The following is a 19,037-nucleotide window of genomic DNA, read 5'->3' as shown; positions in this document are numbered from 1 at the left end:
GGCTTGATCTTCGCCGCCCTAATAGTTAGAGTTTCGTAGTATTCGAGAGGAGCTGCGATGACGACCACCGCCGCCGGTCACCAGACCGAGCACGCGCACCCGAGCCTGCGCGAGACCCTGTCCCATCAACCCAAGGCGGTGTGGGTGACCGCCTTCGCCGCGGTGATCGCCTTCATGGGGATCGGCCTGGTGGATCCCATCCTGGTCTCGATCGCCGAATCGCTGCACGCGACGCCGAGCCAGACCACCCTGCTGTTCTCCTCGTACCTGGGCGTGCAGGTCGTGGCGATGCTGTTCATCGGCTGGTTCACCTCGATGTTCGGCGCCAAGCGCACCGTCATCGCCGGCCTGCTGCTCATCGTCATCGCCGCCGCGGCCTGCGCCCTGGCGAACTCCATCGGCGTGCTGGTGGCCTGGCGCGCCGTCTGGGGACTGGGCAACGCGCTGTTCATCGCCACCGCCCTCGCGGTGATCGTCTCGGCCGCCACCGGCGGCCAGCAGGGCGCGATCCTGCTCTACGAGGCCGCTCTGGGCCTCGGCCTGGCCGTGGGGCCGCTGCTGGGCGCCGTGCTCGGCGGGGTCTCCTGGCGCGGCCCGTTCGCCGGCACCGCCGTCCTCATGCTGATCGGCGCCGTGCTGTGCGCCACCATGCTGCGGTCCGATGCGGCCGAGGCGAAGGAGAAGCGGCAGCGCGAGGGCACCGTCTCCCCGCTCGCGCCGCTGCGCGCCCTGCGCCAGCGCGGCCTGTTCCTCACCGGCCTGGGCTCCGCGTTCTACACCGCGGCCTTCTTCACGATCCTCGCCTGGTCGCCGTTCGTGCTGCACCGCAGCGCCTACTTCGTCGGCGCGGTCTTCGTCGGCTGGGGTCTGTTGGTCGCCGTGAGCGGCGTGTGGCTCGCCCCCAAGGTGGCTGCGGCGCTCGGCGAGCGGGCCGGGTCGATCGCCGCCGTGCTGGTCTACGGCGCGCTGCTCGTGGTCGCCGCCGTCGGGCACGAGAACGTCGCCGTCGTGGTCACCGTCGTGATCCTGTCCGGCATCCCGTCGGGCGTGCTGAACACCCTGTTCACCGGCACCGCGATGTCGATCGCCGACGCCCCGCGTCCGGTCGCCAGCGCCGGCTACAACTTCCTGCGCTGGGCCGGCGGCGCCCTCGCGGCCACCCTCGTCGCCCACTTCGCGACCTGGTTCGGCAGCCCCGCGGCACCGTTCTACATCGGCGCGATCGCCTGCGTGATCGCCGCGGTCATCCTGACCCGGGTGAGCGGCAAGGGCGCGGACTCCCACGAGGTGCCCGCCGAGGCCGCCCTGGTGGGCGACGCCGAGTTCTGATCCTCTCCGGCACGGCGCACCGCCTCCCGTACGCGGGAGCGGTGCGCCGTCGTCGTTCCCGGGGTCGACGGTGCGCCGTCGCGCCCGGGGGCCTCAGGAGAGCCCGGCGAAGTCCTCGACGGACTCCTCGCGCCCGGCCACGATGAGCAGATCGCCCTCGGCGATCACCGAATCGAGCCCGGCGTGGAGGAACTCGCCGTCGCCGTGTTTGATGGCCACGACCGTGACGCCGTAGCGGGCGCGGATCCCGCTCTCGCCCAACCGGACCCCGATCACCTCGCGCGGCGCGCGGGTCTTGCCCATCACGTAGCCCTCTTCGAATTCCACGTAGTCCAGCAGGCGGCGCCCGCCGACGAGGTGTGCCACGCGCACGCCCATCTCCTGCTCCGGCAGGACCACGTTGTGCGCGCCGATCCGCTGCAGGATCCGGCTCTGCTGTTCGGTGTTCGCCTTCGCCCAGATGTCGCGCACACCCAGATCGACGAGCAGCGAGGTGGTCAGGATGCTGGCCTCGAGGGAGTCACCGATCGCCACCACCACGTGCTCGAACGCGCTCAGGCCCAGCTGCCGAAGGGCCTCGAGGTCCGAGGTGTCGGCGACGGCGGCGTGGGTCAGCTGCTCCGCGTACTGCTGCACCAGTGCGCGATTGGAGTCGACCCCCAGCACCTCTGTGCCCTGCTCGACCAACTCGGCGGCGAGGGAGGCCCCGAACCGGCCGAGCCCCAGCACCGCGACGCGGTCACCGTCGTACGTCTGTTTCCTAGCCAATGATCGGACGCTCCTCGGGTCGGTCGTACCTACGGGAACGCTCGCGGAGTGCGAGCGCGGAGGCCAGGGTGATCGGTCCGATCCGCCCGACGAACATCAGCACCACCAGGATCAGCTGGGCCGCGGCGGGCAGCTTCGGCGTGATCCCGGTGCTGAGGCCGACGGTGGCGAACGCCGAGATCGACTCCATCAGCACGTCATCGAGGCGGAACGGGGTCAGGTACTGCAGAGCCAAGGTCGAGGCCATCACGGCGCCCACGCCCATGAGGGCGACGGTGATCGCCTGCCGCTGCACTTCCGGCGCGATCTTTCGACCGAGGGCGTGCACGTTCGGCTCGCCGCGGACCTCGCTGTAGATGACGAAGGCGAGCAGCGCGAAGGTCGTGACCTTGATGCCGCCCGCGGTGCCGGCGCTGCCGCCGCCGATGAACATCAGGACGTCGGTGACGAGCAGCGACTGGGTGTGCATGCCGCCGATGTCGATCGCGTTGAAACCCGCGGTGCGGGGCGAGAGCCCGGAGAACGTACCGGCGACGAGCTTGGACCACCAGTCCATGGGACCGAGGGTGGCCGGGTTCGCCCACTCGGTCGCGATGATGGCGACGACGCCGATGACCGCCAGGCCCGCGTAGGTGATCAGGGTGAGCCGGGTGTGCAGGGTGAACCTGCGCGGCGCACCCGCATCGGCGCGGGCGCGGCGGATCGCGCGCAGCACCTCCACGATCACCGGCAGGCCGAGCCCGCCGATCACCAGCGCGAGCGCGATCGGGCCGAGGATCAGCGCATCGGAGGAGAAGCCGATCAGATTGTCCGAGAACAGCGCGAAACCCGCGTTGTTGTACGCCGAGACCGCATGGAAGATCCCGAGGTACGCCGCCCTGCCCAGCCCGTTGTCGTAGTGCAGCCAGAACCGCAGGGTCAGCGCCACGGCCACGGCGGTCTCCACCGCGAGGCTGATCGAGATGATGCGCAGCACCACCGTCCGACCGCCCGCGAGGGTCGGCGTGCGCGTCTCGGTCTGCGCGACGAGCTGCAGCCGCAGCCCGATCCGCCCCGCCACGATCAGCCCGAGCAGGGACGCCAGCGCCATCACGCCGAGGCCGCCGATCTGGATGAGCGCGAGGATCACCACCTGCCCGAAGGTGGACCAGTGCGTCGCGGTGTCGACCACCGCCAGGCCGGTGACGCTCACCGCCGAGGTCGCGGTGAACAGGGCCGGCACGAACGCCGTGACCGTGCCGCCCACGGAGGCCAGAGGCGTCATGAGCAGGCCCGTGCCCACGAGCAGCACCATCGCGAATCCGCCGGCGATCAGCCTGGTGGGCGATTCCCGGCGAGCCGGGGAACGGCGTCGCGTCAGCGCCATGCCTGCACTCCCCTCGGTCAGGAGGCGAGTGTAGTCGCCGGTTCGCTACCGTGGGCGCCATGACCGACGACGCCCGCCCCCTCGCCCTCGTCACCGGCGCATCCCGCGGACTCGGCGCGCACATCGCGCGCCGGCTCGGCGACTCGCACCGCCTGCTCCTCGGTGGGCGCCCCTCCCCCGCGCTCGACTCCCTCGTCGCCGAGTTCGACGGTGCCGCACCCTTTCCGGCGGATCTCACCGACCACGACGAGGTGCGCGCGCTCGCCGCGCCGATCGAGCGACTCGACGTGCTGGTGCACAATGCGGGCCTCGGGCGGATCGGCCGGATCAAGGACACCCCCACCGCGGACTGGCGGGAGATGTTCGAGATCAACCTGCTCTCCGTGGTGGAGCTGACCAAGGCTCTGCTGCCGGCGCTGCGCGAGGCGGGCGGGCACGTCGTGCTCATCAACTCCGGCGCGGGCAAGCGCGCGAACCCCGGCTGGGGCGCCTACGCCGCGAGCAAGTTCGGGCTGACCGCTTTCGCCGAGGCGCTACGCGCCGAGGAGCCCGCCCTCCGCGTGACCAGCGTCTTCCCCGGACGCATCGACACCGAGATGCAGGAGGGGATCTTCGCCGCCGAGGGGCGCGCGTACTCCGCCGCGGGCCTGCTGCGCCCGGAGACGGTGGCCGGCGCCGTCGCCCAGGCGGTCGCCACCCCGGGCGATGCCCATCCCACCGAGATCGTCCTGCGGCCCCGCTGAACCCCGTGGCCCGGGGCGGACGATCGGCGTAGGGTCGGGGCCGTGAGCAGCGAGTCGTGGGCAGAGACGGACGACTACCTGGAGCGGACCGTCGCCGTCGATGCGGCCGAGTTCGAGCCGATCCGCGTCGCGCAGGCCGAGGGCGGCCTGCCGGACATCGCCGTCTCCGCCACGCAGGGCAAATTCCTCTACCTGCTGGCGAGCATCGCCCGTGCCGACCGCGTCCTCGAGATCGGCACGCTGGGCGGCTACAGCACCGCGTGGCTCGCGCGGGCGGTCGGCCCCGAGGGCTCCGTCGTCACCCTCGAGCACTCCCCCGAGCACGCCGAGGTGGCGCGGGCGAGCCTCGACACCGCGGGCCTCGGGGACCGGGTCGAGATCCGGGTCGGCGCCGCACTCGACACCCTCCCGTTCGTCGACGGGCCGTTCGGTCTGGTCTTCATCGACGCGGACAAGGCGAACAACCGCGCCTACCTCGATTGGGCCCTGCGACTGAGTGTTCCGGGCACGGTCATCGTGCTCGACAACGTGGTCCGTCGCCTGCACGACGAGACCGCCGACGGCGAGGGCATCCGCAGCGCGCTCGAACGGCTCGGCACCGACCCGCGCCTGGACTCCACCGCACTGCAGACCGTCGGGATCAAGGGCTGGGACGGCCTGGCGATCGCGGTGGTGCGCTGATCAGCCGTCGTACGCCGGCAGCGTGATCGGGGACTTGTAGATCGAGTTCACCCGCTGGCCCGCCAGCCACTCCTGCAACCGCACCGCCTCCACGTCGAGCGCTGTGCGCGCGGCGCGGGGCGTCCCCGGCGCCAGTACCAGCTCGACGGAGCCGTCCTCACCCTGCGTGTACGCCCCGACGATGCGCCCGTCCCACCATGCGGTGGTACCCGCGTTGCCGGCGCGGTCGAAGATCGCCGGAGCGAACGCGGGATCGAGGTAGAAGTCGCGCTCCTTCCACCCCATCGACGTAGGGTCGAGCGCGGGGAGCAGCGCGGCCCAGGGTTCGATCGGGGTGACCGGCTCGACGTCGTCGGGCAGCACCCAGCCGGTACCCTCGCGCTCCAACCGCACCGGCACGGCGCCGATCTCGGCCAGCGCAGCGCGGATCGCGGCCTTGGTGGCACCGAACCACCACACCACGTCGGTCTCGGTGGCGGGCCCGAAGGCGCGCAGGTACTCGCGCACCAGGATCGCATAGCCCGCTGCGGGGTCGACGGTCTCGATCGGCCCGCCCAGCCAGTCGTCCGCGCGGGCCCACCGATTGCGGTTCACCCGCCAGTGACTGGCGTTGTGGGCGCGCGCGAGAGCGCCCGTCGCGCCGAGCCAGGTCAGCACGCGGGGCGCGAGATGCGAGTCGCCGCCGTACTTCTTGCCCTCGAAGAGGGTCACCCGGCCCGCGAGCTCGGGCACCGTCTCCCGCAGCTCCTGCGCACTGAGCTCACGCCCGCGCAGGGCGTCCAGGACCGCTCGGCGCGCCTCGGCGAGCCACGCGGCACCGTCGTCGGCGATCCCGCCCGCCTCCGCGTCCTTGCGCACCTTGGCGTGCTCCTGCACCGCCACCCGCGCCGACGGTGCGCCGAGCGCCGCCGGCAACAACTCGCGGGGGAAGACGAACATGGTGCGGCGCATCGCGAGTTGCTTGACCAGGGACCGCCGGTCGTAGAGCTCGCACTCCAGGTCTCCGATCGCGAAGCCGTCCGTGCGCGCGTGGACCGAAAGGTACGGGGTCGCCGGCTCTGTCGCGTGCAGCACGCCGACTGCGCGCACCGCGTCGAGAACCGTACGCACGCGGTGCTGCGGGGCGAGCGCGTGGCGGCGTCCCATGCGGGCGCGGCGTTCGGCGTCGTCGATCAGTCGCATCCGGTTCCCCCTCGTCGTTCACCAGGCTAGAGCATTCGGTTCGTCGTCGCTACTACGTTCTATTCCATGGCACTGCCTCGAATCTCGGCGTAGACTTGCGATAGTGAGAGGGGGTGGCCGATGGTCGAGACGGACACTGCTGCTGAGTATCTCGATGCGCTCGCCTCCTTCGAACAAGCCTCGGAGAGGCTCGCGGCGGCGAACCCCGTGATGTTGTCCTCCCCCGAGGTGCTCGATGCGCTCCGTCGGCTCGAGTGCGCCGCCCGGAAGGTCCCCAGCAGCCAGCACTGGCTCACCGAAGTCGGCATCGAGCAGGGCCTGCACTCGCAGCTCGGTTACACCGGCGCGAAGGAGATGCTGATCGATCATTTGCATCTGGCCGGATCGGAAGCGCAGGACCGTATCCGGGGTGCCCGCTCCCGCGCACCGCGGCAGGAGCACGGCCACGCGCCGGGGCCCGTCCGTGCGGTGCTCGCCGCCGCCCAACGGGAGGGACTGCTCTCCGAGCGGCACGCGGTGTCGATCGAGAAGGCACTCGACAAGTGCTCGCGCAAGCTGTCCCTTCCCAAGCTCCACGACCTGGAGGACATGCTGGTCACCGCCGCCGTCGGCGGGTGCACTCCGGACGACATCGCCGCGCTCGGACGTCGCGCGTACGAACACATCGATCCCGACGGTGCCGAGCCCTCCTCCGAAGACATCACTCGCGCCCGCGAGCTCACCGTCGGCAAACAGGGTGACGACTTGATGTCGGCGCTGGCCGGAGCGCTGTCGCCGGAGGCGCGTGCGCTGATGGACGTGGTGCTGGAGAAGCTGGCCCGGCCCGGCGTGAACAACCCCGACGACGCGGACGCGCCGGTCGACACGGACGACGCCGATGCCGTTGCCGCGGCGGCGAAGCGGGATCGCCGCACCGCGGCGCAGCGCAATCACGACGCGCTCGTGGCGGCGCTGCGGGCCGTGATCGCCTCCGGCGCGCTCGGGCAGCACCGCGGACTGCCGTGCGTGCCCGTGATCACCCTCGACATCGATCAGCTCGAGTCCGAGACCGGCATCGCGACCACCGCCACGGGTGGGCGACTCCCCGTCGAGGACGCACTGCGGATGATGGGTGCGAACCCCCGGTACGTCCTGCTGCTGGATGTGGTCGGACGCCCGCTGTACCTCGGGCGGGAGAAGCGGCTCGCCTCGGCGGATCAGCGCATCGCGCTGTACGGCTCGGAGAAGGGGTGCAGTGCACCGCGTTGCGATGCACCGGCCACGCGCTGCCAGGTCCATCACATCACCGAGTGGGCGGACGGCGGGCGCACCGACATCGACGTCCTGACGCTCGCCTGCGACGCGCACCACGGCAAGGTCGTCCCCCGCCGCGACGATGTCCGGCGGGGCTTCGAGACCATCACCCTGCCCGAGGGCGATGACTCCGCGGGCCGCACGGGCTGGCGGCGCACCGCCGATCCCACCGGAGAGTTCCGAGTCAATCACCAGCACCATCCGGAGGAGCTCTACCGCCTCGCCGTCGAACACCACCGCCAGCGGCACCAGCAGTACGCCGATGCCTGGCGAGAGCAGGACGAGCGCGCGCTGTACCGCGAGTTCGTCGGCACCATCCACGACGACATCGCCGCGATCCTCGACGGTCCGCACGGCCCGCCCCTCCTCGAGGATCTGCTCGCCCAACACGACACCGACAACCACTGGCGCGTCGATCCGCCGTGGCCGATGGACGATTACGCTGCGGCGTGACCGAGGTTGCGCGCCAGTCGATCCCATCCGGGACCGGTGAGGTCGCGGAGGGCGTGACTGCGCCCGCCGAGCGCCATGAGCACCGCCTCGCCGGGGCCGCGCACCTCGGGGCCGCGACCGAAGGCCCAGTCCAGATCGTCGGCGATCAGGCGCACACCCCTGCCGTGCACCACGCCACGGATCGGCGGCGCCCAGAGGGAGAAGTCCAGCGCGGGCCGCAGCCGCTCCTCGGGGATCGACCGCGGCAGGCCGAGAGGGCGACGGACGTCCTGCTGGTGGTGCATGCCGTCGGTCAGCGCGACCCGACAGCCGAACGCCGTGACGATGCCGCGCGGATCGAGGTGTCGGCGGACCGTCTCCACCAGTTCGTCAGTGCTCTGATCCGCGAGGTACTCGATGCCCAGTGCGTTCGGGCCGCCCGGGTGGCGCAGGCCCGTGATGATCCGCCGGGCCGTCTGGCCGGCGGTGAGCATGTCGTAGCTGAAGTGATGGGCCACCACGTCCCGCACCGTCCAGCCCTCGCACAGGCTCGGCGTGGCCCACTGGTCCGGGGTCAGGGTCTCGATGAGTTCGAGCAGGCTCGCGCGCTCCGCGAGTGCCAGTTCCCGAACCGAGCCGATCATGTTCACTCCTCCGCGGGATGCCACAGGTCGTCGCCCTCATCCTTGACGAAGACCCGCCCCTGCGGTTCGACTTCCACCACATCCGTGAGCCAGAACGTCTCCCCCGGCGCCCACCCCGCGATCACCGAGTGCACCCCCGGGCCCACCTCGATCGCCGTGCCGCTCGCCGCCAGATAGGCACCCACCTGCAGGTGCACCGCGTCGAACTCCCGCGCCACCGAGCGCCAATCCGGCATCGCCCAACGGGTACTGGACAGACCAGTAGTGCGGTACCAGTCACGGGATTTCGTCTCTGTGGCGTCGAATGCATGCGCCCTACACAGCCGTGCCCAGACGTCGACGGAATCGATCTCGAGGACGCGCGGTGATCGCATGCGAGCGCAATGAACAGTCGCTTCCGTCTGGCCCCACCCGTCCTCGACCAGGAACAACCCACTCGGCTCGCCCGCGGGCGCCGGACAGGTCCGAATCAGACCGAACGGCGGCACCGACCACCAGGCGGACAGGTACCCGGAGGGCTCACCCACATCACGGCGACGGAACGCATCCGCGAGGATCGTCTCCGCGGGGGCGTCGATCGCAGCGACGTGGTCGACCGGCAGGAACCGCACCTGGTACTCCACGGGCGACAGCGCCGCCGTCCACCACTCGGCAGCGGGGCTCTGAGCGATGATCCCCGCGATCCTGGCGAGCGCCGGCTGCAATTCCCGGCGCGATGCGAGGAGGCCGCGGGGCTCCTGCCAGTACATCGCTTCGTCGACGACGCACTCCAGCGCAAGCCTGACCCACAGGCCGTCGATCGCACAGACGCCCGCCAACGCGCCGACGAGGGCCTCCACCTGACGCTCCGAGCCCTGTTCGAGCACGATCGCACCCGATGAGAACCAGCCCGTCTCGACCGTGGTGTCGAGCCTGGTCGCGATCACCCGATCCGCTTGCGAGACGCGCTCATCGGCGAAACATGCGGCGAGCAGACACAGCGCGCGCCCGCGGGGACCGGCCATGAGCTGCTCGGCGAGCGAGGTCATGGCCGGTACTCCCCTGCTACGGAACGATGTTGACGAGCTTGCCCGAGACGACGATGACCTTGCGAGGAGCACCGTCGAGCAGCTCGGCGATCTTCGGGTCGGCCAGGGCGGCCGCTTCGAGGGCCTCGTCGGAGGCGTCGGCGCCCACGGTGATGCGGCTGCGGACCTTGCCCTTGACCTGCACCGGGATCTCGACGGTGTCCTGCACCAGCCACTGGCCCTCGGCCACCGGGAAGGGGCCGTGCGCCAGGGACTCGGTGTGGCCCAGTCGGTTCCACAGCTCCTCGGCGATGTGCGGGGCGACCGGCGCGAGCATCAGTGCCAGCGGCTCCGCCAGCGCACGGGGTGCGCCGCCGGGGTACGCCTTGGTGAGGTGGTTGGTCAGCTCGATCAGCTTGGCGATGGCGGTGTTGTCGCGCATCTCCGCGTAGTCCTCGCGCACGCCGGCGATCGTCTTGTGCAGCACCCGCATCGACTCGTCGGACGGTGTCTCGTCGGTGACGCGGACGGCACCGGTCTCCTCGTCGACCACCGCGCGCCAGGCGCGCTGCAGGAAGCGCTGCGCGCCGACGACGTCCTTGGTCGCCCACGCGCGGTCCTGATCCAGCGGGCCCATGGACATCTCGTAGACGCGCAGGGTGTCGGCGCCGTACTCACGGGCGATGTCGTCCGGGGCGACGGAGTTCTTCAGGGACTTGCCCATCTTTCCGTACTCGCGGTTGACCTCCTGCTCGCCCAGGAAGAACTTCCCGTCGCGCTCGACCACCTCGTCGGCCGGCACATAGACGCCGCGCGAGTCCGTGTAGGCGTAGGCCTGGATGTAGCCCTGGTTGAACAGCTTCCGGTACGGCTCGCGGGAAGTGACGTAGCCCAGGTCGAAGAGCACCTTGTGCCAGAACCGCGCGTACAGCAGGTGCAGCACCGCGTGCTCCACGCCGCCCACGTACAGGTCCACGCCGCCGGGATCCTGGGCGCCGTTGACCTCCGGCCGCGGGCCCATCCAGTACGCCTCGTTCTCCTTGGCGCAGAACGCCTCCGAGTTGGTCGGATCCACGTAGCGCAGCTGGTACCAGGAGCTGCCGGCCCACTGCGGCATGACGTTCGCGTCGCGGGTGTAGTCCTTGAGGCCGTCGCCCAGGTCCAGCTCCACGTGCAGCCAGTCGGTGGCCTTGGCCAGCGGGGGAGAGGGCTCGGAGGCGGAGTCCTCCGGATCGAAGGCCACCGGCGCGTAGTCCTCGACCTCCGGGAGCAGCACCGCCAGATCGGATTCCGGCAGGGCGTGCGGCGCACCGTCGGCGTCGAAGACGATGGGGAAGGGCTCGCCCCAGTACCGCTGGCGCGCGAAGAGCCAGTCGCGCAGCTTGTACTGGACGGTGCCGCGGCCGGCGCCCGTCTTCTCCAGGTACGCGATCACGGCGGCCTTGGCCTCGACGATGCCCAGGCCGTTGATGTCCAACTCGGCGTTCGCGGAGTTCACCGCGGGCCCCTCGCCGGTGAAGGCCTCGTCGACGACACCGGCCTCGTTGCCGATGACCTCGATGATGGGCAGGCCGAACTTCGTGGCGAACTCGTGGTCGCGCGCGTCGTGGCCGGGCACGGCCATGATGGCACCGGTGCCGTAGCCCATGAGCACGTAATCGCCGATGAACACGGGGATCTCGGCGCCGCTGAGCGGGTTCACCGCGGTGGTTCCCAGGAAGACGCCCGTCTTCTCCTTGCCCTCCTGGCGCTCGAGATCGGACTTCGCCGCGATCGACGCGCGGTAGGCGGCGACGGCCTCGGCGGGGGAGGCGGCGCCACCGGTCCAGCGCTCGTCCACGCCGGCGGGCCAGGCGGCGGCGGTCAGCGTCTCGACCAGCGGGTGCTCGGGGGAGAGCACCATGTACGTCGCGCCGAACAGGGTGTCGGGGCGGGTGGTGAAGACCTCGATCCGCTCGTTCGCGGCGACGAACGCGACGCGCGCGCCGCGGCTGCGACCGATCCAGTTGCGCTGCATGGACTTGACCTTCTCGGGCCAGTCCAGCACGTCCAGGTCGTCGATCAGGCGGTCGGCGTAGGCCGTGATCCGCATCATCCACTGCCGCAGCTGCTTGCGGTAGACGGGGAAGTTGCCGCGCTCACTGCGGCCGTCGGCGGTGACCTCCTCGTTGGCGAGGACGGTGCCCAGGCCCGGGCACCAGTTCACCAGCGAGTTGCTCTCGTAGACCAGGCGGTGATCGTCGAGCACCGCGGCCTTCTCCGACGCGCTCAGCGCGCTCCAGTCCCGCCCGTCGTCCAGCGCGCGGGCGCCGGAGTCGAACTCGGCCTCCAGCTCGGCGATGGGCCGGGCGCGGTCCTGGTCCGCGTCGTACCAGGAGTTGTAGATCTGCAGGAAGATCCACTGCGTCCAGTGGTAGAACTCGGGATCCGTGGTGGAGATGCGGCGCCGCTCGTCGTGGGCCAGGCCCAGCGTGGCGATCTGCTCGAGGTAGCGCGTGATGTTCTTCTCGGTGGTCACGCGCGGGTGGGTGCCGGTCTGCACCGCGTACTGCTCGGCCGGCAGGCCGAAGGCGTCGAAGCCCATCGTGTGCAGCACGTTGGCGCCGTTCATCCGGTGGTACCGGCCGAAGACGTCCGTCGCGATGAAGCCCAGCGGGTGCCCGACGTGCAGGCCCGCACCGGACGGGTACGGGAACATGTCGAGGATGAACAGCTTCTCGGCGGGGAGCGCACCGTCGCCCTGCAGGGGCCCGACGGGGTTCGGGGCGTGGAAGACGCCACCGTCGCGCCACTGCTCGCGCCACCGCTGCTCGATGGTGCCCGCGAGCTCGGCCGTGTACCGGTGAGCGGGGCCGGCCGAGGGACTCTGTTCAACGTTCTGCGTCACCCCACCAGCCTAAATCGTGCCCCTGATCGGACGAAATTCGCGCCGAACCTACACTGGAGGGGTGTTCGTGCTGGTTGTGATCCTCGCTGTGGCCGCCGTGGCGGCCGTCGTCGTGGGCGGTGCCGGGCTCGCCGGCCGCCTGCCGGAGAACGGCGTCGTCGGCGTGCGCACCGAACAGACGCTCTCCGACCCGCTGCTCTGGCGTACCGCGAACCGCGTGGCCGGCCCGGGTCTGGTGGGTGCGGGCGTCATCTTCGCCGCCGGCGCGCTGATCGGTCTCGCGATGGATGCTCCCTGGTCGTTCGTCACCGTCGGCGTCGCGGTGCTCGCGGGCCTGTTCCTGGCCGGTTTCGGCGCGCTGCAGGGCGCGCGGGCCGCATCGATCCAGGCCCGCCTGCAGATGCCGGAGGCCACCTGCTGCAGCGCGGACGAGGCACCGTCGGACGACCCGGCCGCCGATTGCGGCGTGACCGGCGGTTGCGGCGCGTGCGCCCTCAAGGGCATGTGCGACCACGAGGCGCGCCCCGCCTGACGCGATGAAGAAGATCCTCGACAAGCTCTCCATCGACGGCTTCATCCTGGCGATCTTCGCCGCCGTCGGCATCGCCGCGCTCTTCCCCGCGCAGGGGAGTGCGGTCCCGGTGGTCGACGGCGCCGTCACCGTCGCCATCGCGGTCCTGTTCTTCCTGTACGGCGCCCGGATCCACCCGAAGGAGGCCCTCGCGGGCCTGAAGCACTGGCGCCTGCACGTGGTGATCCTGAGCTTCACCTTCGTCGTCTTCCCGATCATCGGCGTGCTGCTGCGGTTCGCGCCGGAGGTGCTGCTGCGTCCCGAGCTGTACGCGGGTGTGCTGTTCCTGACGCTGCTGCCGTCGACGGTGCAGTCCTCGATCGCGTTCACCTCGATCGCGGGCGGCAACGTACCGGGCGCGATCGTGAGCGCCTCGGTGTCCAACCTGCTCGGCGTCTTCATCACCCCGCTGCTGGTCCTGGCCCTGATGGCGACCACCGGCGAGGTGCAGTTCCACAGCAGCTCGATCATCGACCTGTGCCTGCAGCTGCTCCTGCCGTTCCTGCTCGGCCAGCTGCTGCGGCCCTGGGTGGGCGGCTTCGTCACCAAGCACGCCGCGGCACTGAAGTACGTCGACCGCGGCTCGATCGTGCTGGTGGTCTACTCCGCGTTCTCGGCGGGAATGCGCGAGCACATCTGGAGCCAGGTCTCCTGGGTGGGCGTCGTCCAGCTGATCGTGCTCTCGGTGGCGCTGGTGCTGCTCATGCTGTGGATGACGCGTGCGACCGCCGAGAAGATGGGCTTCGACCGTGCCGACATGATCGCGGTCCAGTTCTGCGGCACCAAGAAGTCGATGGCCACGGGCCTGCCGATGGCCGCGGTGCTGTTCGCCGGACAACCCGTGGGCCTGCTGGTACTGCCGCTGATGATCTTCCACCAGCTCCAGCTGATGATGTGCGCGTGGCTGGCCGCGCGGTACGGGCGCGAGCTCGAGCCGGAGCGCGTCGCGGCCTGAGCCGCGGCACCGGCTGCGCACCGACCCATCCCGCCCCGCGATGCGCGGGAGGGCGGCGTCAGGCCGCGGCGGGCTCGGGTCTCGGGTGCGCGCGGAGCATCATGATGGCCGCCGGGACGATCGCCAGATCGACCACGACGTCGACGGTGTTCAGCGAGCCGGCACGGATCGCCCCGCAGTAGTCGCCGAGCACCACCGCGGTGAGCGGGAACACCGCCGCCGCGGTGTATCCCCACCGCTCGCCGACCAGCACCATCAGGAGGATCACGCCGTAGGCGAGGGCCAGCCCGATGCAGGTCGTCTTGTACGAGCTCATCGGTATCGCCAGCGCGCGGGCCAGGTGCACCACCACCGCCGTCGCCAGCAGGACCCCCAGCACCGTCCGCAGACGGCGGTGCCCGCGCAGCGGTTCACCGAGTCCGAACATTTCGATACACCTCCGTACCGGAAAGAACACTGGCTACACTCGTTGTCACTAGCTGAGGTAATAGTACGGGTAGACTGACTATCATGTCCAGACGGAAGTTCAGCGCGATCGATGAAGTGACGTTCATCGATCCGCCGCCCACCGCGCGGATCCACATCCTGGCCCGCCGCGTCGGCGTGATCATCGCCGATCTCCTACTCGAGACCGTCCACGAGTACGAACCCCGTCTACGCCCGGGCCACATGCGGGTGCTCGCCCTGGTGAACGAAGCACCGAAGCGCCTGATCGACATCGCGGCCAGCCTCGGCAGCACCAAACAGTCGGTGGCGCCCACCGTCGCCGAGCTCGTGGACTGGGGCCTCGTGGTCCGCACCGTCGACGATCGGGACCGGCGCGCGCGCACGCTGGCGCTCACCCCGCACGGCGAGACCGTGACGTCGGCGATGCTGGGCCGGTCCATCGCGCTGGACGAGGAGTGGGGCCGCCTGCTCGGGGAGGACGTCGAGATCTGCCGCTCCGCGCTGTGGCGGATCATCCAGTCGCAGCGCCCGACGGACGGGTGAGGCCGGTCAGGCGACCGCCGGCTGTGCCGCAGCCGTCACGAACAGCGGCTCGAGCCGAGGCAGGATCCACTCCCGGCTCAGCGGCGTGGGCTGATTCAGTGCGATGACGGTCTGCAGGTCGACGACCTGCGTCGCGCCGCCGCTGACCTGCGGCAGGCCCGCATACCCGGGCAGGCGCTGCAGATCGGCGGCCGTCGCGCCGTTCGGGTAGATCACCATGAGGTTCGAGGCGATCCGGGGGAGCAGCTCCAACGAGACCGGGGTGCGCCCGCCCTGCGCGCCCGCGCCGGTCGCGAACTGCGGATCGTCCTTGATCGCCTTCGGCAGCGTCATCCCCAGTTCGGCGAACATCGTGTTGGTCGGGTCGGCGGTGGCGGAGACGAAGTTGAACGTGCTGTTCGCGGCGAGGTACTGCGCGAGCACCGCCGACTTGCCCTGCAGGCCCGGGTGCCGCTCGCGGACGGCAGCGAAGCGCGCCTCGTCCTCGGCCAGGATCCGCGCGACGGCGTCCTGCTCGCCCAGGATCCGTCCGAGGGCGCGCAACTGCACGTCCCAGGCTGCGCGCGATCCGTTCTCCTCGATGCCGCCGAGCACCTTCGTCACCGCGGAGAGCCGGTCGAACGTGCCCTGATCGAGCACGTAGTCGTCGCCGACGAACAGGTCCGGCCGGTACTTCGCGATCTCCTCGACGGGCATCGATTTCTTGTCCGGGGAGGTGATGACCGGGATCCCGTCGAGCCGCGTGCCGTGCCACGGGGCCGGCAGCGGGAGGCCCGCCTGCACCACGGCGACCGGCGTGATGCCCAGGGCCAGCAGGTTGTCGATCGAGTAGCCGGTCGCCACGATGCGGGCCGGCCCCACGGGGAACTCCGTGACGCCGTTGACCTGGGTGATCGTGACCGTGCTCCCGGCGCGGGCGGCACCGTCGGAACCCGTTCCACCGCAGGCGGAGGCGATCAGCCCGACCACCGCCAGGGCCGCGATCAGCCCGATGCGCATCCGTTTCATGAACCCTCCTCGTAACAGGAAGGCCAGCCTAACCTAACTGATCAGTTGACGGAAACGTCCACCGGATGGGTGGCGAGCAGCGCCGTCGGCAGGCCCTGCCGGCGCAGCACCTTGCCCCACAGATCCACGCTCGACGGGACCAGCACGTCGGTGTGCAGGGAGCCGCAGGGGATCCAGTCGTCGCGGCCGAGCTCGTCGTCGAGCTGGCCCATGCCCCAACCGCTGTAGCCGGCGAACACGCGCACACCGTCGAGCAGCTCGTCCATCATCTCCACGTCGGAATCGAGATCGACGAGCACCACCCGGCCGGCGACGGGCTGCAGGCCGCGGATGCCGCTCGCATCGACCCCCGCCTTCACCACGCCGAGGCACAGCGCCGCGGTCTGGTTGACGGGCCCGCCGACGAAGACGGCCTTCGGCTTGGCCGCGAGATCGTGCCACCGGGGGAGCACCCCGTGGACGGCGGACTCACTGGGCCGGTTCAGCACCACGCCCAGGCTGCCGGACTCGTTGTGCTCGATCAGGTAGACGACGGTGCGCGAGAAGGTGGGCTCGATCAGCTCGGGGGAGGCCACCAGCAGCGTGCCGGGGGACACCTCGAAGCCCGCGCCCGCGGACTCGCCGGAGGACGCGCCGCCCGGTGCGGATTCATTCGAACGATCGGGACCCACACCCCCATCATGGCACGCGGAGCACCATCCGGGTCCGCCGACGGGGAAGGCTTCGCGCCGATACGCTGTAGCACGTGACGACCGGCCGAGCGGGCGCGCCGACGGCCGCCGCGAAACCCGCCTGGCGGACCTTCCGCGACCTGCCCGACCTGCTGCGCCTGCTCGGCGTCCGGTTGCTGAGCCAGTACGCGGAGGGGCTGTTCCAGGCCGGGCTCGGCACGGCCATCGTCTTCAACCCCGAGCGGAGCGCGTCGCCGGCGGACATCGCCGCCGGCCTGGCCGTGCTGCTGCTGCCGTACTCGGTGATCGGCCCGTTCGCGGGTGCGCTCCTGGACCGGTGGGACCGGCGCCGGGTGTTCGTCGTCGCCAACCTGGTGCGCGCGCTGCTCATCGCGGCGTGCGCGGGCGTCCTCGCGTCGGGAGCGGGGGAGACGGCGATCTTCGTGGTCGCGCTCGCCGTCGGCGGCGCCGGCCGGTTCGTCGGCTCGGGTCTGTCCGCCGCGCTGCCGCACGTCGTGGACCGGCCACAACTGGTCGCCATGAACTCGGTGACCACGACCCTCGGGGCGGGTGCCACCGCGCTGGGCGCCAGCACCGCCGTGGGCCTGCGCGCGGTGTTCGGCTCCGACGACGCCGGCGGCGCCGGGGTCCTCGCCTGCGCTGCGCTGATCGCGGTCCTCGGCGCGCTGCTCGCGACCCGGTTCCCGGCCGGCATCCTCGGCCCCGATCACGACGTCACCGGCAAACACGAGAAGCCGTCGACCGCACTCGGCGAGGTCGCGACCGGCCTCGCGCACGGCGCACTCGCCGCCTGGCGCGCCCCGTCGGTCGCGGCCGCCCTCACCGGCATGGGGGCGCACCGCATCGTGTTCGGCTTCAACACCCTGATGCTGCTCCTGCTCACCCGCCACCACTTCACCGACGGGGCGCTCGGGCTCGCCGGGTTCGGCGCGGTCGCGGGCGCGACGGCGGTGGGGATGTTCGCCGCGGCCGTGCTCACCCCGATCACCGTGGCCAGGTGGGGGCGGCGGAACACCGTGGTCGGCGCGCTCGTCGCCGCCTGCCTGACCCAGCTCACCGTGCTGACGCTGCACTTCGCGGTCCTGGTGGCGGCCGCAGCGGTGCTCGGGCTCGCCGGTCAGGTGGTCAAGCTGTCGGGCGACGCCGCGATGCAGATGGACGTGCCCGACGAGCGTCGCGGCCAGGTCTTCGCCTTCCAGGACGCCCTGTTCAACGTGACCTTCGTGGGCGCGGTCGCGTTCGCCGCCGCCGTGGTCCCGTTCGACGGTGCCTCCCGGCCCCTCGCCGCCGCCGGTGCCGTCCTCTACGCCCTCGCCGTCGGCGCGGTGGTGCTGCTCTACCGCCGCACGGGAACCCCGGAGGTCGCTGGCGCGTCCAATTGATATGGGGGACGAGCTGATCGAGTACTGGTTCGGCGACGGCGGCGCCGTCACCCGCTGGACCTCGCCGGGGGAGCAGGGGGCGGTGCTCCTCGACTTCGACGGGGACGGCCTGCTCGACGATGCGATGCTCGACCTGGACGGGGACGGCCGCGCCGACGTCGCGGCCCTCGATCTCGACGACGACGGCACCCGCGAGGCGGCCTTCCGCGACGACGGATCCGGGCTCTGGGCGCAGGCCGCACCCGGCGCGGATCGGCCGACCGGCCCGGAGGGACCCGGTCCCGGCGCCGGGCCGGAGCAGGGGCGCGTCGAGGCCGTGGAGCGGGCGACACCGTCGACCTGCCCGATGCCGGGCGTCGCGCGGGTGCCGCAGGAACCCGGCCCCCCGGCGACGGTGACCCCCGTGCCGGCGGAACCGGGGCAACCCGCCCGGCAGGCCGTCGCCGACACGGACGCCGACGGTGCGCCCGACGTCCTCCTCTTCGATACCGACGGTGACGGCACCGCCGACGGCGCGACCGATCTGCACCAGTAGGAATCAGATCTTTCGCCTGGTGCGCGCGGCGGATAGGCTCCTGGCATGCGTACGTCTCTGCGAGCCGCCGCGGCGGTCACCCTGCTGGTCGCGTCCACGACGGCCGCGGCGGGCGGCGCCACCGCCGCGCCCACGCCGGCCCCGACCCCGGCGAAGACCGTCGTCGTCGACGTGCGCACGCACGTCTTCCTCGTGCCCGCCGACGAGGTCGCGCCGCGGACCACCGTCTACGCCGACGGCCGCATCATCACCAAGCCCGTCTCGTCCACGGCGTCCGGAAGCGGCCTCGTCGAGCTGCGGGGCACGCCCGCCGACGTCGCGGACCTGCGCTCCATCACCGAGAAGGTGCTGCGCAACCGTCCGGACTACGACCGGAAGATCCAGATCTTCGACGGGTGGATCGTCTCCGCCACGGTGCGCACCGCCGACGGCACCGTGCTCAAGGCCACCGTCGACAATCCCGAGCCGCGCGGGTGGGCGGCCCTGTCCAAGCTTCCCAGCGAGCTCGACAAGCGGATCGCCGCGATCCCCGGGCCGCGCACGCCCTACGCCGAGCCTCGCTGACCCGGCCG

The 19,037-nt window shown here is 71.3% G+C and carries 19 protein-coding genes; 10 read left to right on the top strand and 9 right to left on the bottom strand.

The window, feature by feature from the left end; all coding sequences use genetic code 11:
- The first annotated feature begins 57 nt into the window (after nucleotides 1-57).
- On the top strand, nucleotides 58-1,329 hold the full coding sequence (locus BLQ62_RS01315; protein ID WP_068537368.1) for an MFS transporter: 1,272 nt from the start codon (nucleotides 58-60) through the stop codon (nucleotides 1,327-1,329).
- Between the two features lie 93 nt (nucleotides 1,330-1,422).
- On the opposite strand, the gene BLQ62_RS01310 is transcribed toward BLQ62_RS01315, so the two are convergent.
- Nucleotides 1,423-2,097, bottom strand: coding sequence for a potassium channel family protein (locus tag BLQ62_RS01310; RefSeq protein ID WP_068537371.1), 675 nt, complete (start codon nucleotides 2,095-2,097; stop codon nucleotides 1,423-1,425).
- Nucleotides 2,090-3,463, bottom strand: a complete 1,374-nt coding sequence (locus BLQ62_RS01305; RefSeq protein ID WP_068563517.1) for a TrkH family potassium uptake protein — start codon at nucleotides 3,461-3,463, stop codon at nucleotides 2,090-2,092. Before BLQ62_RS01305 ends, BLQ62_RS01310 begins: the two co-directional genes overlap by 8 nt.
- 59 nt (nucleotides 3,464-3,522) lie before the next feature.
- Between BLQ62_RS01305 and BLQ62_RS01300 the strand changes: the two genes are divergently transcribed.
- Together BLQ62_RS01300 and BLQ62_RS01295 are read left to right on the top strand one after the other, a co-directional pair.
- On the top strand, nucleotides 3,523-4,206 hold the full coding sequence (locus BLQ62_RS01300; protein WP_068563596.1) for an SDR family oxidoreductase: 684 nt from the start codon (nucleotides 3,523-3,525) through the stop codon (nucleotides 4,204-4,206).
- Between the two features lie 42 nt (nucleotides 4,207-4,248).
- The gene (locus BLQ62_RS01295) at nucleotides 4,249-4,887 is read left to right on the top strand and encodes an O-methyltransferase (protein WP_068563515.1); all 639 of its coding nucleotides are present in this window, start codon (nucleotides 4,249-4,251) and stop codon (nucleotides 4,885-4,887) included.
- On the opposite strand, the gene BLQ62_RS01290 is transcribed toward BLQ62_RS01295, so the two are convergent.
- On the bottom strand, nucleotides 4,888-6,069 hold the full coding sequence (locus BLQ62_RS01290; RefSeq protein WP_068563513.1) for a winged helix DNA-binding domain-containing protein: 1,182 nt from the start codon (nucleotides 6,067-6,069) through the stop codon (nucleotides 4,888-4,890). It abuts the gene before it with no gap.
- A 120-nt stretch (nucleotides 6,070-6,189) separates the two neighbouring features.
- Between BLQ62_RS01290 and BLQ62_RS01285 the strand changes: the two genes are divergently transcribed.
- Complete coding sequence (locus BLQ62_RS01285; protein WP_068563511.1) at nucleotides 6,190-7,815, top strand: HNH endonuclease signature motif containing protein; 1,626 nt, start codon at nucleotides 6,190-6,192, stop codon at nucleotides 7,813-7,815.
- On the opposite strand, the gene BLQ62_RS01280 is transcribed toward BLQ62_RS01285, so the two are convergent.
- Genes BLQ62_RS01280 through leuS form a run of 3 tightly spaced genes read right to left on the bottom strand, consistent with a single transcriptional unit; the run spans nucleotide 7,800 to nucleotide 12,332 of the window.
- Complete coding sequence (locus tag BLQ62_RS01280; protein WP_068563509.1) at nucleotides 7,800-8,438, bottom strand: maleylpyruvate isomerase family mycothiol-dependent enzyme; 639 nt, start codon at nucleotides 8,436-8,438, stop codon at nucleotides 7,800-7,802. The two genes, BLQ62_RS01285 and BLQ62_RS01280, sit on opposite strands and share 16 nt — an antisense overlap.
- Before the next feature lie 2 nt (nucleotides 8,439-8,440).
- Complete coding sequence (locus BLQ62_RS01275; protein WP_068563507.1) at nucleotides 8,441-9,466, bottom strand: hypothetical protein; 1,026 nt, start codon at nucleotides 9,464-9,466, stop codon at nucleotides 8,441-8,443.
- Nucleotides 9,467-9,482: 16 nt separating this feature from the next.
- Complete coding sequence (gene leuS / locus BLQ62_RS01270) at nucleotides 9,483-12,332, bottom strand: leucine--tRNA ligase (RefSeq protein ID WP_068563505.1); 2,850 nt, start codon at nucleotides 12,330-12,332, stop codon at nucleotides 9,483-9,485.
- Between the two features lie 61 nt (nucleotides 12,333-12,393).
- On the opposite strand from leuS, the gene BLQ62_RS01265 reads away from it, so the two are divergent.
- Nucleotides 12,394-12,864, top strand: coding sequence for an SdpI family protein (locus BLQ62_RS01265; RefSeq protein ID WP_068563503.1), 471 nt, complete (start codon nucleotides 12,394-12,396; stop codon nucleotides 12,862-12,864).
- Between the two features lie 4 nt (nucleotides 12,865-12,868).
- Nucleotides 12,869-13,858, top strand: a complete 990-nt coding sequence (locus BLQ62_RS01260) for a bile acid:sodium symporter family protein (RefSeq protein WP_068563501.1) — start codon at nucleotides 12,869-12,871, stop codon at nucleotides 13,856-13,858.
- Between the two features lie 58 nt (nucleotides 13,859-13,916).
- Here the strand turns inward: BLQ62_RS01260 and BLQ62_RS01255 are convergent, their stop codons facing one another.
- Nucleotides 13,917-14,285 (bottom strand): hypothetical protein, encoded by a 369-nt coding sequence (locus tag BLQ62_RS01255; protein ID WP_068537399.1) that lies wholly within the window; start codon nucleotides 14,283-14,285, stop codon nucleotides 13,917-13,919.
- A gap of 83 nt (nucleotides 14,286-14,368) precedes the next feature.
- On the opposite strand from BLQ62_RS01255, the gene BLQ62_RS01250 reads away from it, so the two are divergent.
- Nucleotides 14,369-14,848, top strand: a complete 480-nt coding sequence (locus BLQ62_RS01250; protein WP_082756123.1) for a MarR family winged helix-turn-helix transcriptional regulator — start codon at nucleotides 14,369-14,371, stop codon at nucleotides 14,846-14,848.
- 6 nt (nucleotides 14,849-14,854) lie between these two features.
- On the opposite strand, the gene BLQ62_RS01245 is transcribed toward BLQ62_RS01250, so the two are convergent.
- Both BLQ62_RS01245 and BLQ62_RS01240 read right to left on the bottom strand, forming a co-directional pair.
- A complete protein-coding gene (locus tag BLQ62_RS01245; protein ID WP_082756122.1) occupies nucleotides 14,855-15,856 on the bottom strand; it encodes an ABC transporter substrate-binding protein in 1,002 nt (333 codons plus the stop codon).
- Between the two features lie 41 nt (nucleotides 15,857-15,897).
- On the bottom strand, nucleotides 15,898-16,527 hold the full coding sequence (locus BLQ62_RS01240) for a YqgE/AlgH family protein (RefSeq protein ID WP_082756120.1): 630 nt from the start codon (nucleotides 16,525-16,527) through the stop codon (nucleotides 15,898-15,900).
- Between the two features lie 74 nt (nucleotides 16,528-16,601).
- Between BLQ62_RS01240 and BLQ62_RS01235 the strand changes: the two genes are divergently transcribed.
- The 3 genes from BLQ62_RS01235 to BLQ62_RS01225 are packed head-to-tail and all read left to right on the top strand — an operon-like array spanning nucleotide 16,602 to nucleotide 19,029.
- The gene (locus BLQ62_RS01235; protein ID WP_068563491.1) at nucleotides 16,602-17,930 is read left to right on the top strand and encodes an MFS transporter; all 1,329 of its coding nucleotides are present in this window, start codon (nucleotides 16,602-16,604) and stop codon (nucleotides 17,928-17,930) included.
- A 1-nt stretch (nucleotide 17,931) separates the two neighbouring features.
- A complete protein-coding gene (locus tag BLQ62_RS01230) occupies nucleotides 17,932-18,465 on the top strand; it encodes a hypothetical protein (RefSeq protein WP_068563489.1) in 534 nt (177 codons plus the stop codon).
- Between the two features lie 45 nt (nucleotides 18,466-18,510).
- Complete coding sequence (locus BLQ62_RS01225; protein ID WP_068537414.1) at nucleotides 18,511-19,029, top strand: hypothetical protein; 519 nt, start codon at nucleotides 18,511-18,513, stop codon at nucleotides 19,027-19,029.
- Nucleotides 19,030-19,037: the final 8 nt, after the last annotated feature.

Source organism: Tsukamurella pulmonis (genome assembly GCF_900103175.1).
In the GTDB taxonomy this organism is placed as follows: domain Bacteria; phylum Actinomycetota; class Actinomycetes; order Mycobacteriales; family Mycobacteriaceae; genus Tsukamurella; species Tsukamurella pulmonis.
Note: the sequence above shows the minus strand (reverse complement) of the source record. Positions and strands in the feature narration are given on the sequence as shown.

What these genes read in the sequence shown, in the direction of transcription:
- BLQ62_RS01255 (WP_068537399.1), bottom strand. Translation starts at nt 14,285, where the DNA reads ATGTTCGGACTCGGTGAACCGCTGCGCGGGCACCGCCGTCTGCGGACG.
- BLQ62_RS01250 (WP_082756123.1), top strand. Translation starts at nt 14,369, where the DNA reads ATGTCCAGACGGAAGTTCAGCGCGATCGATGAAGTGACGTTCATCGAT.
- BLQ62_RS01285 (WP_068563511.1), top strand. Translation starts at nt 6,190, where the DNA reads ATGGTCGAGACGGACACTGCTGCTGAGTATCTCGATGCGCTCGCCTCC.
- BLQ62_RS01305 (WP_068563517.1), bottom strand. Translation starts at nt 3,463, where the DNA reads ATGGCGCTGACGCGACGCCGTTCCCCGGCTCGCCGGGAATCGCCCACC.
- BLQ62_RS01280 (WP_068563509.1), bottom strand. Translation starts at nt 8,438, where the DNA reads ATGATCGGCTCGGTTCGGGAACTGGCACTCGCGGAGCGCGCGAGCCTG.
- BLQ62_RS01290 (WP_068563513.1), bottom strand. Translation starts at nt 6,069, where the DNA reads ATGCGACTGATCGACGACGCCGAACGCCGCGCCCGCATGGGACGCCGC.
- BLQ62_RS01245 (WP_082756122.1), bottom strand. Translation starts at nt 15,856, where the DNA reads ATGAAACGGATGCGCATCGGGCTGATCGCGGCCCTGGCGGTGGTCGGG.
- BLQ62_RS01260 (WP_068563501.1), top strand. Translation starts at nt 12,869, where the DNA reads ATGAAGAAGATCCTCGACAAGCTCTCCATCGACGGCTTCATCCTGGCG.
- BLQ62_RS01230 (WP_068563489.1), top strand. Translation starts at nt 17,932, where the DNA reads ATGGGGGACGAGCTGATCGAGTACTGGTTCGGCGACGGCGGCGCCGTC.
- BLQ62_RS01275 (WP_068563507.1), bottom strand. Translation starts at nt 9,466, where the DNA reads ATGACCTCGCTCGCCGAGCAGCTCATGGCCGGTCCCCGCGGGCGCGCG.
- BLQ62_RS01315 (WP_068537368.1), top strand. Translation starts at nt 58, where the DNA reads ATGACGACCACCGCCGCCGGTCACCAGACCGAGCACGCGCACCCGAGC.
- BLQ62_RS01225 (WP_068537414.1), top strand. Translation starts at nt 18,511, where the DNA reads ATGCGTACGTCTCTGCGAGCCGCCGCGGCGGTCACCCTGCTGGTCGCG.
- BLQ62_RS01300 (WP_068563596.1), top strand. Translation starts at nt 3,523, where the DNA reads ATGACCGACGACGCCCGCCCCCTCGCCCTCGTCACCGGCGCATCCCGC.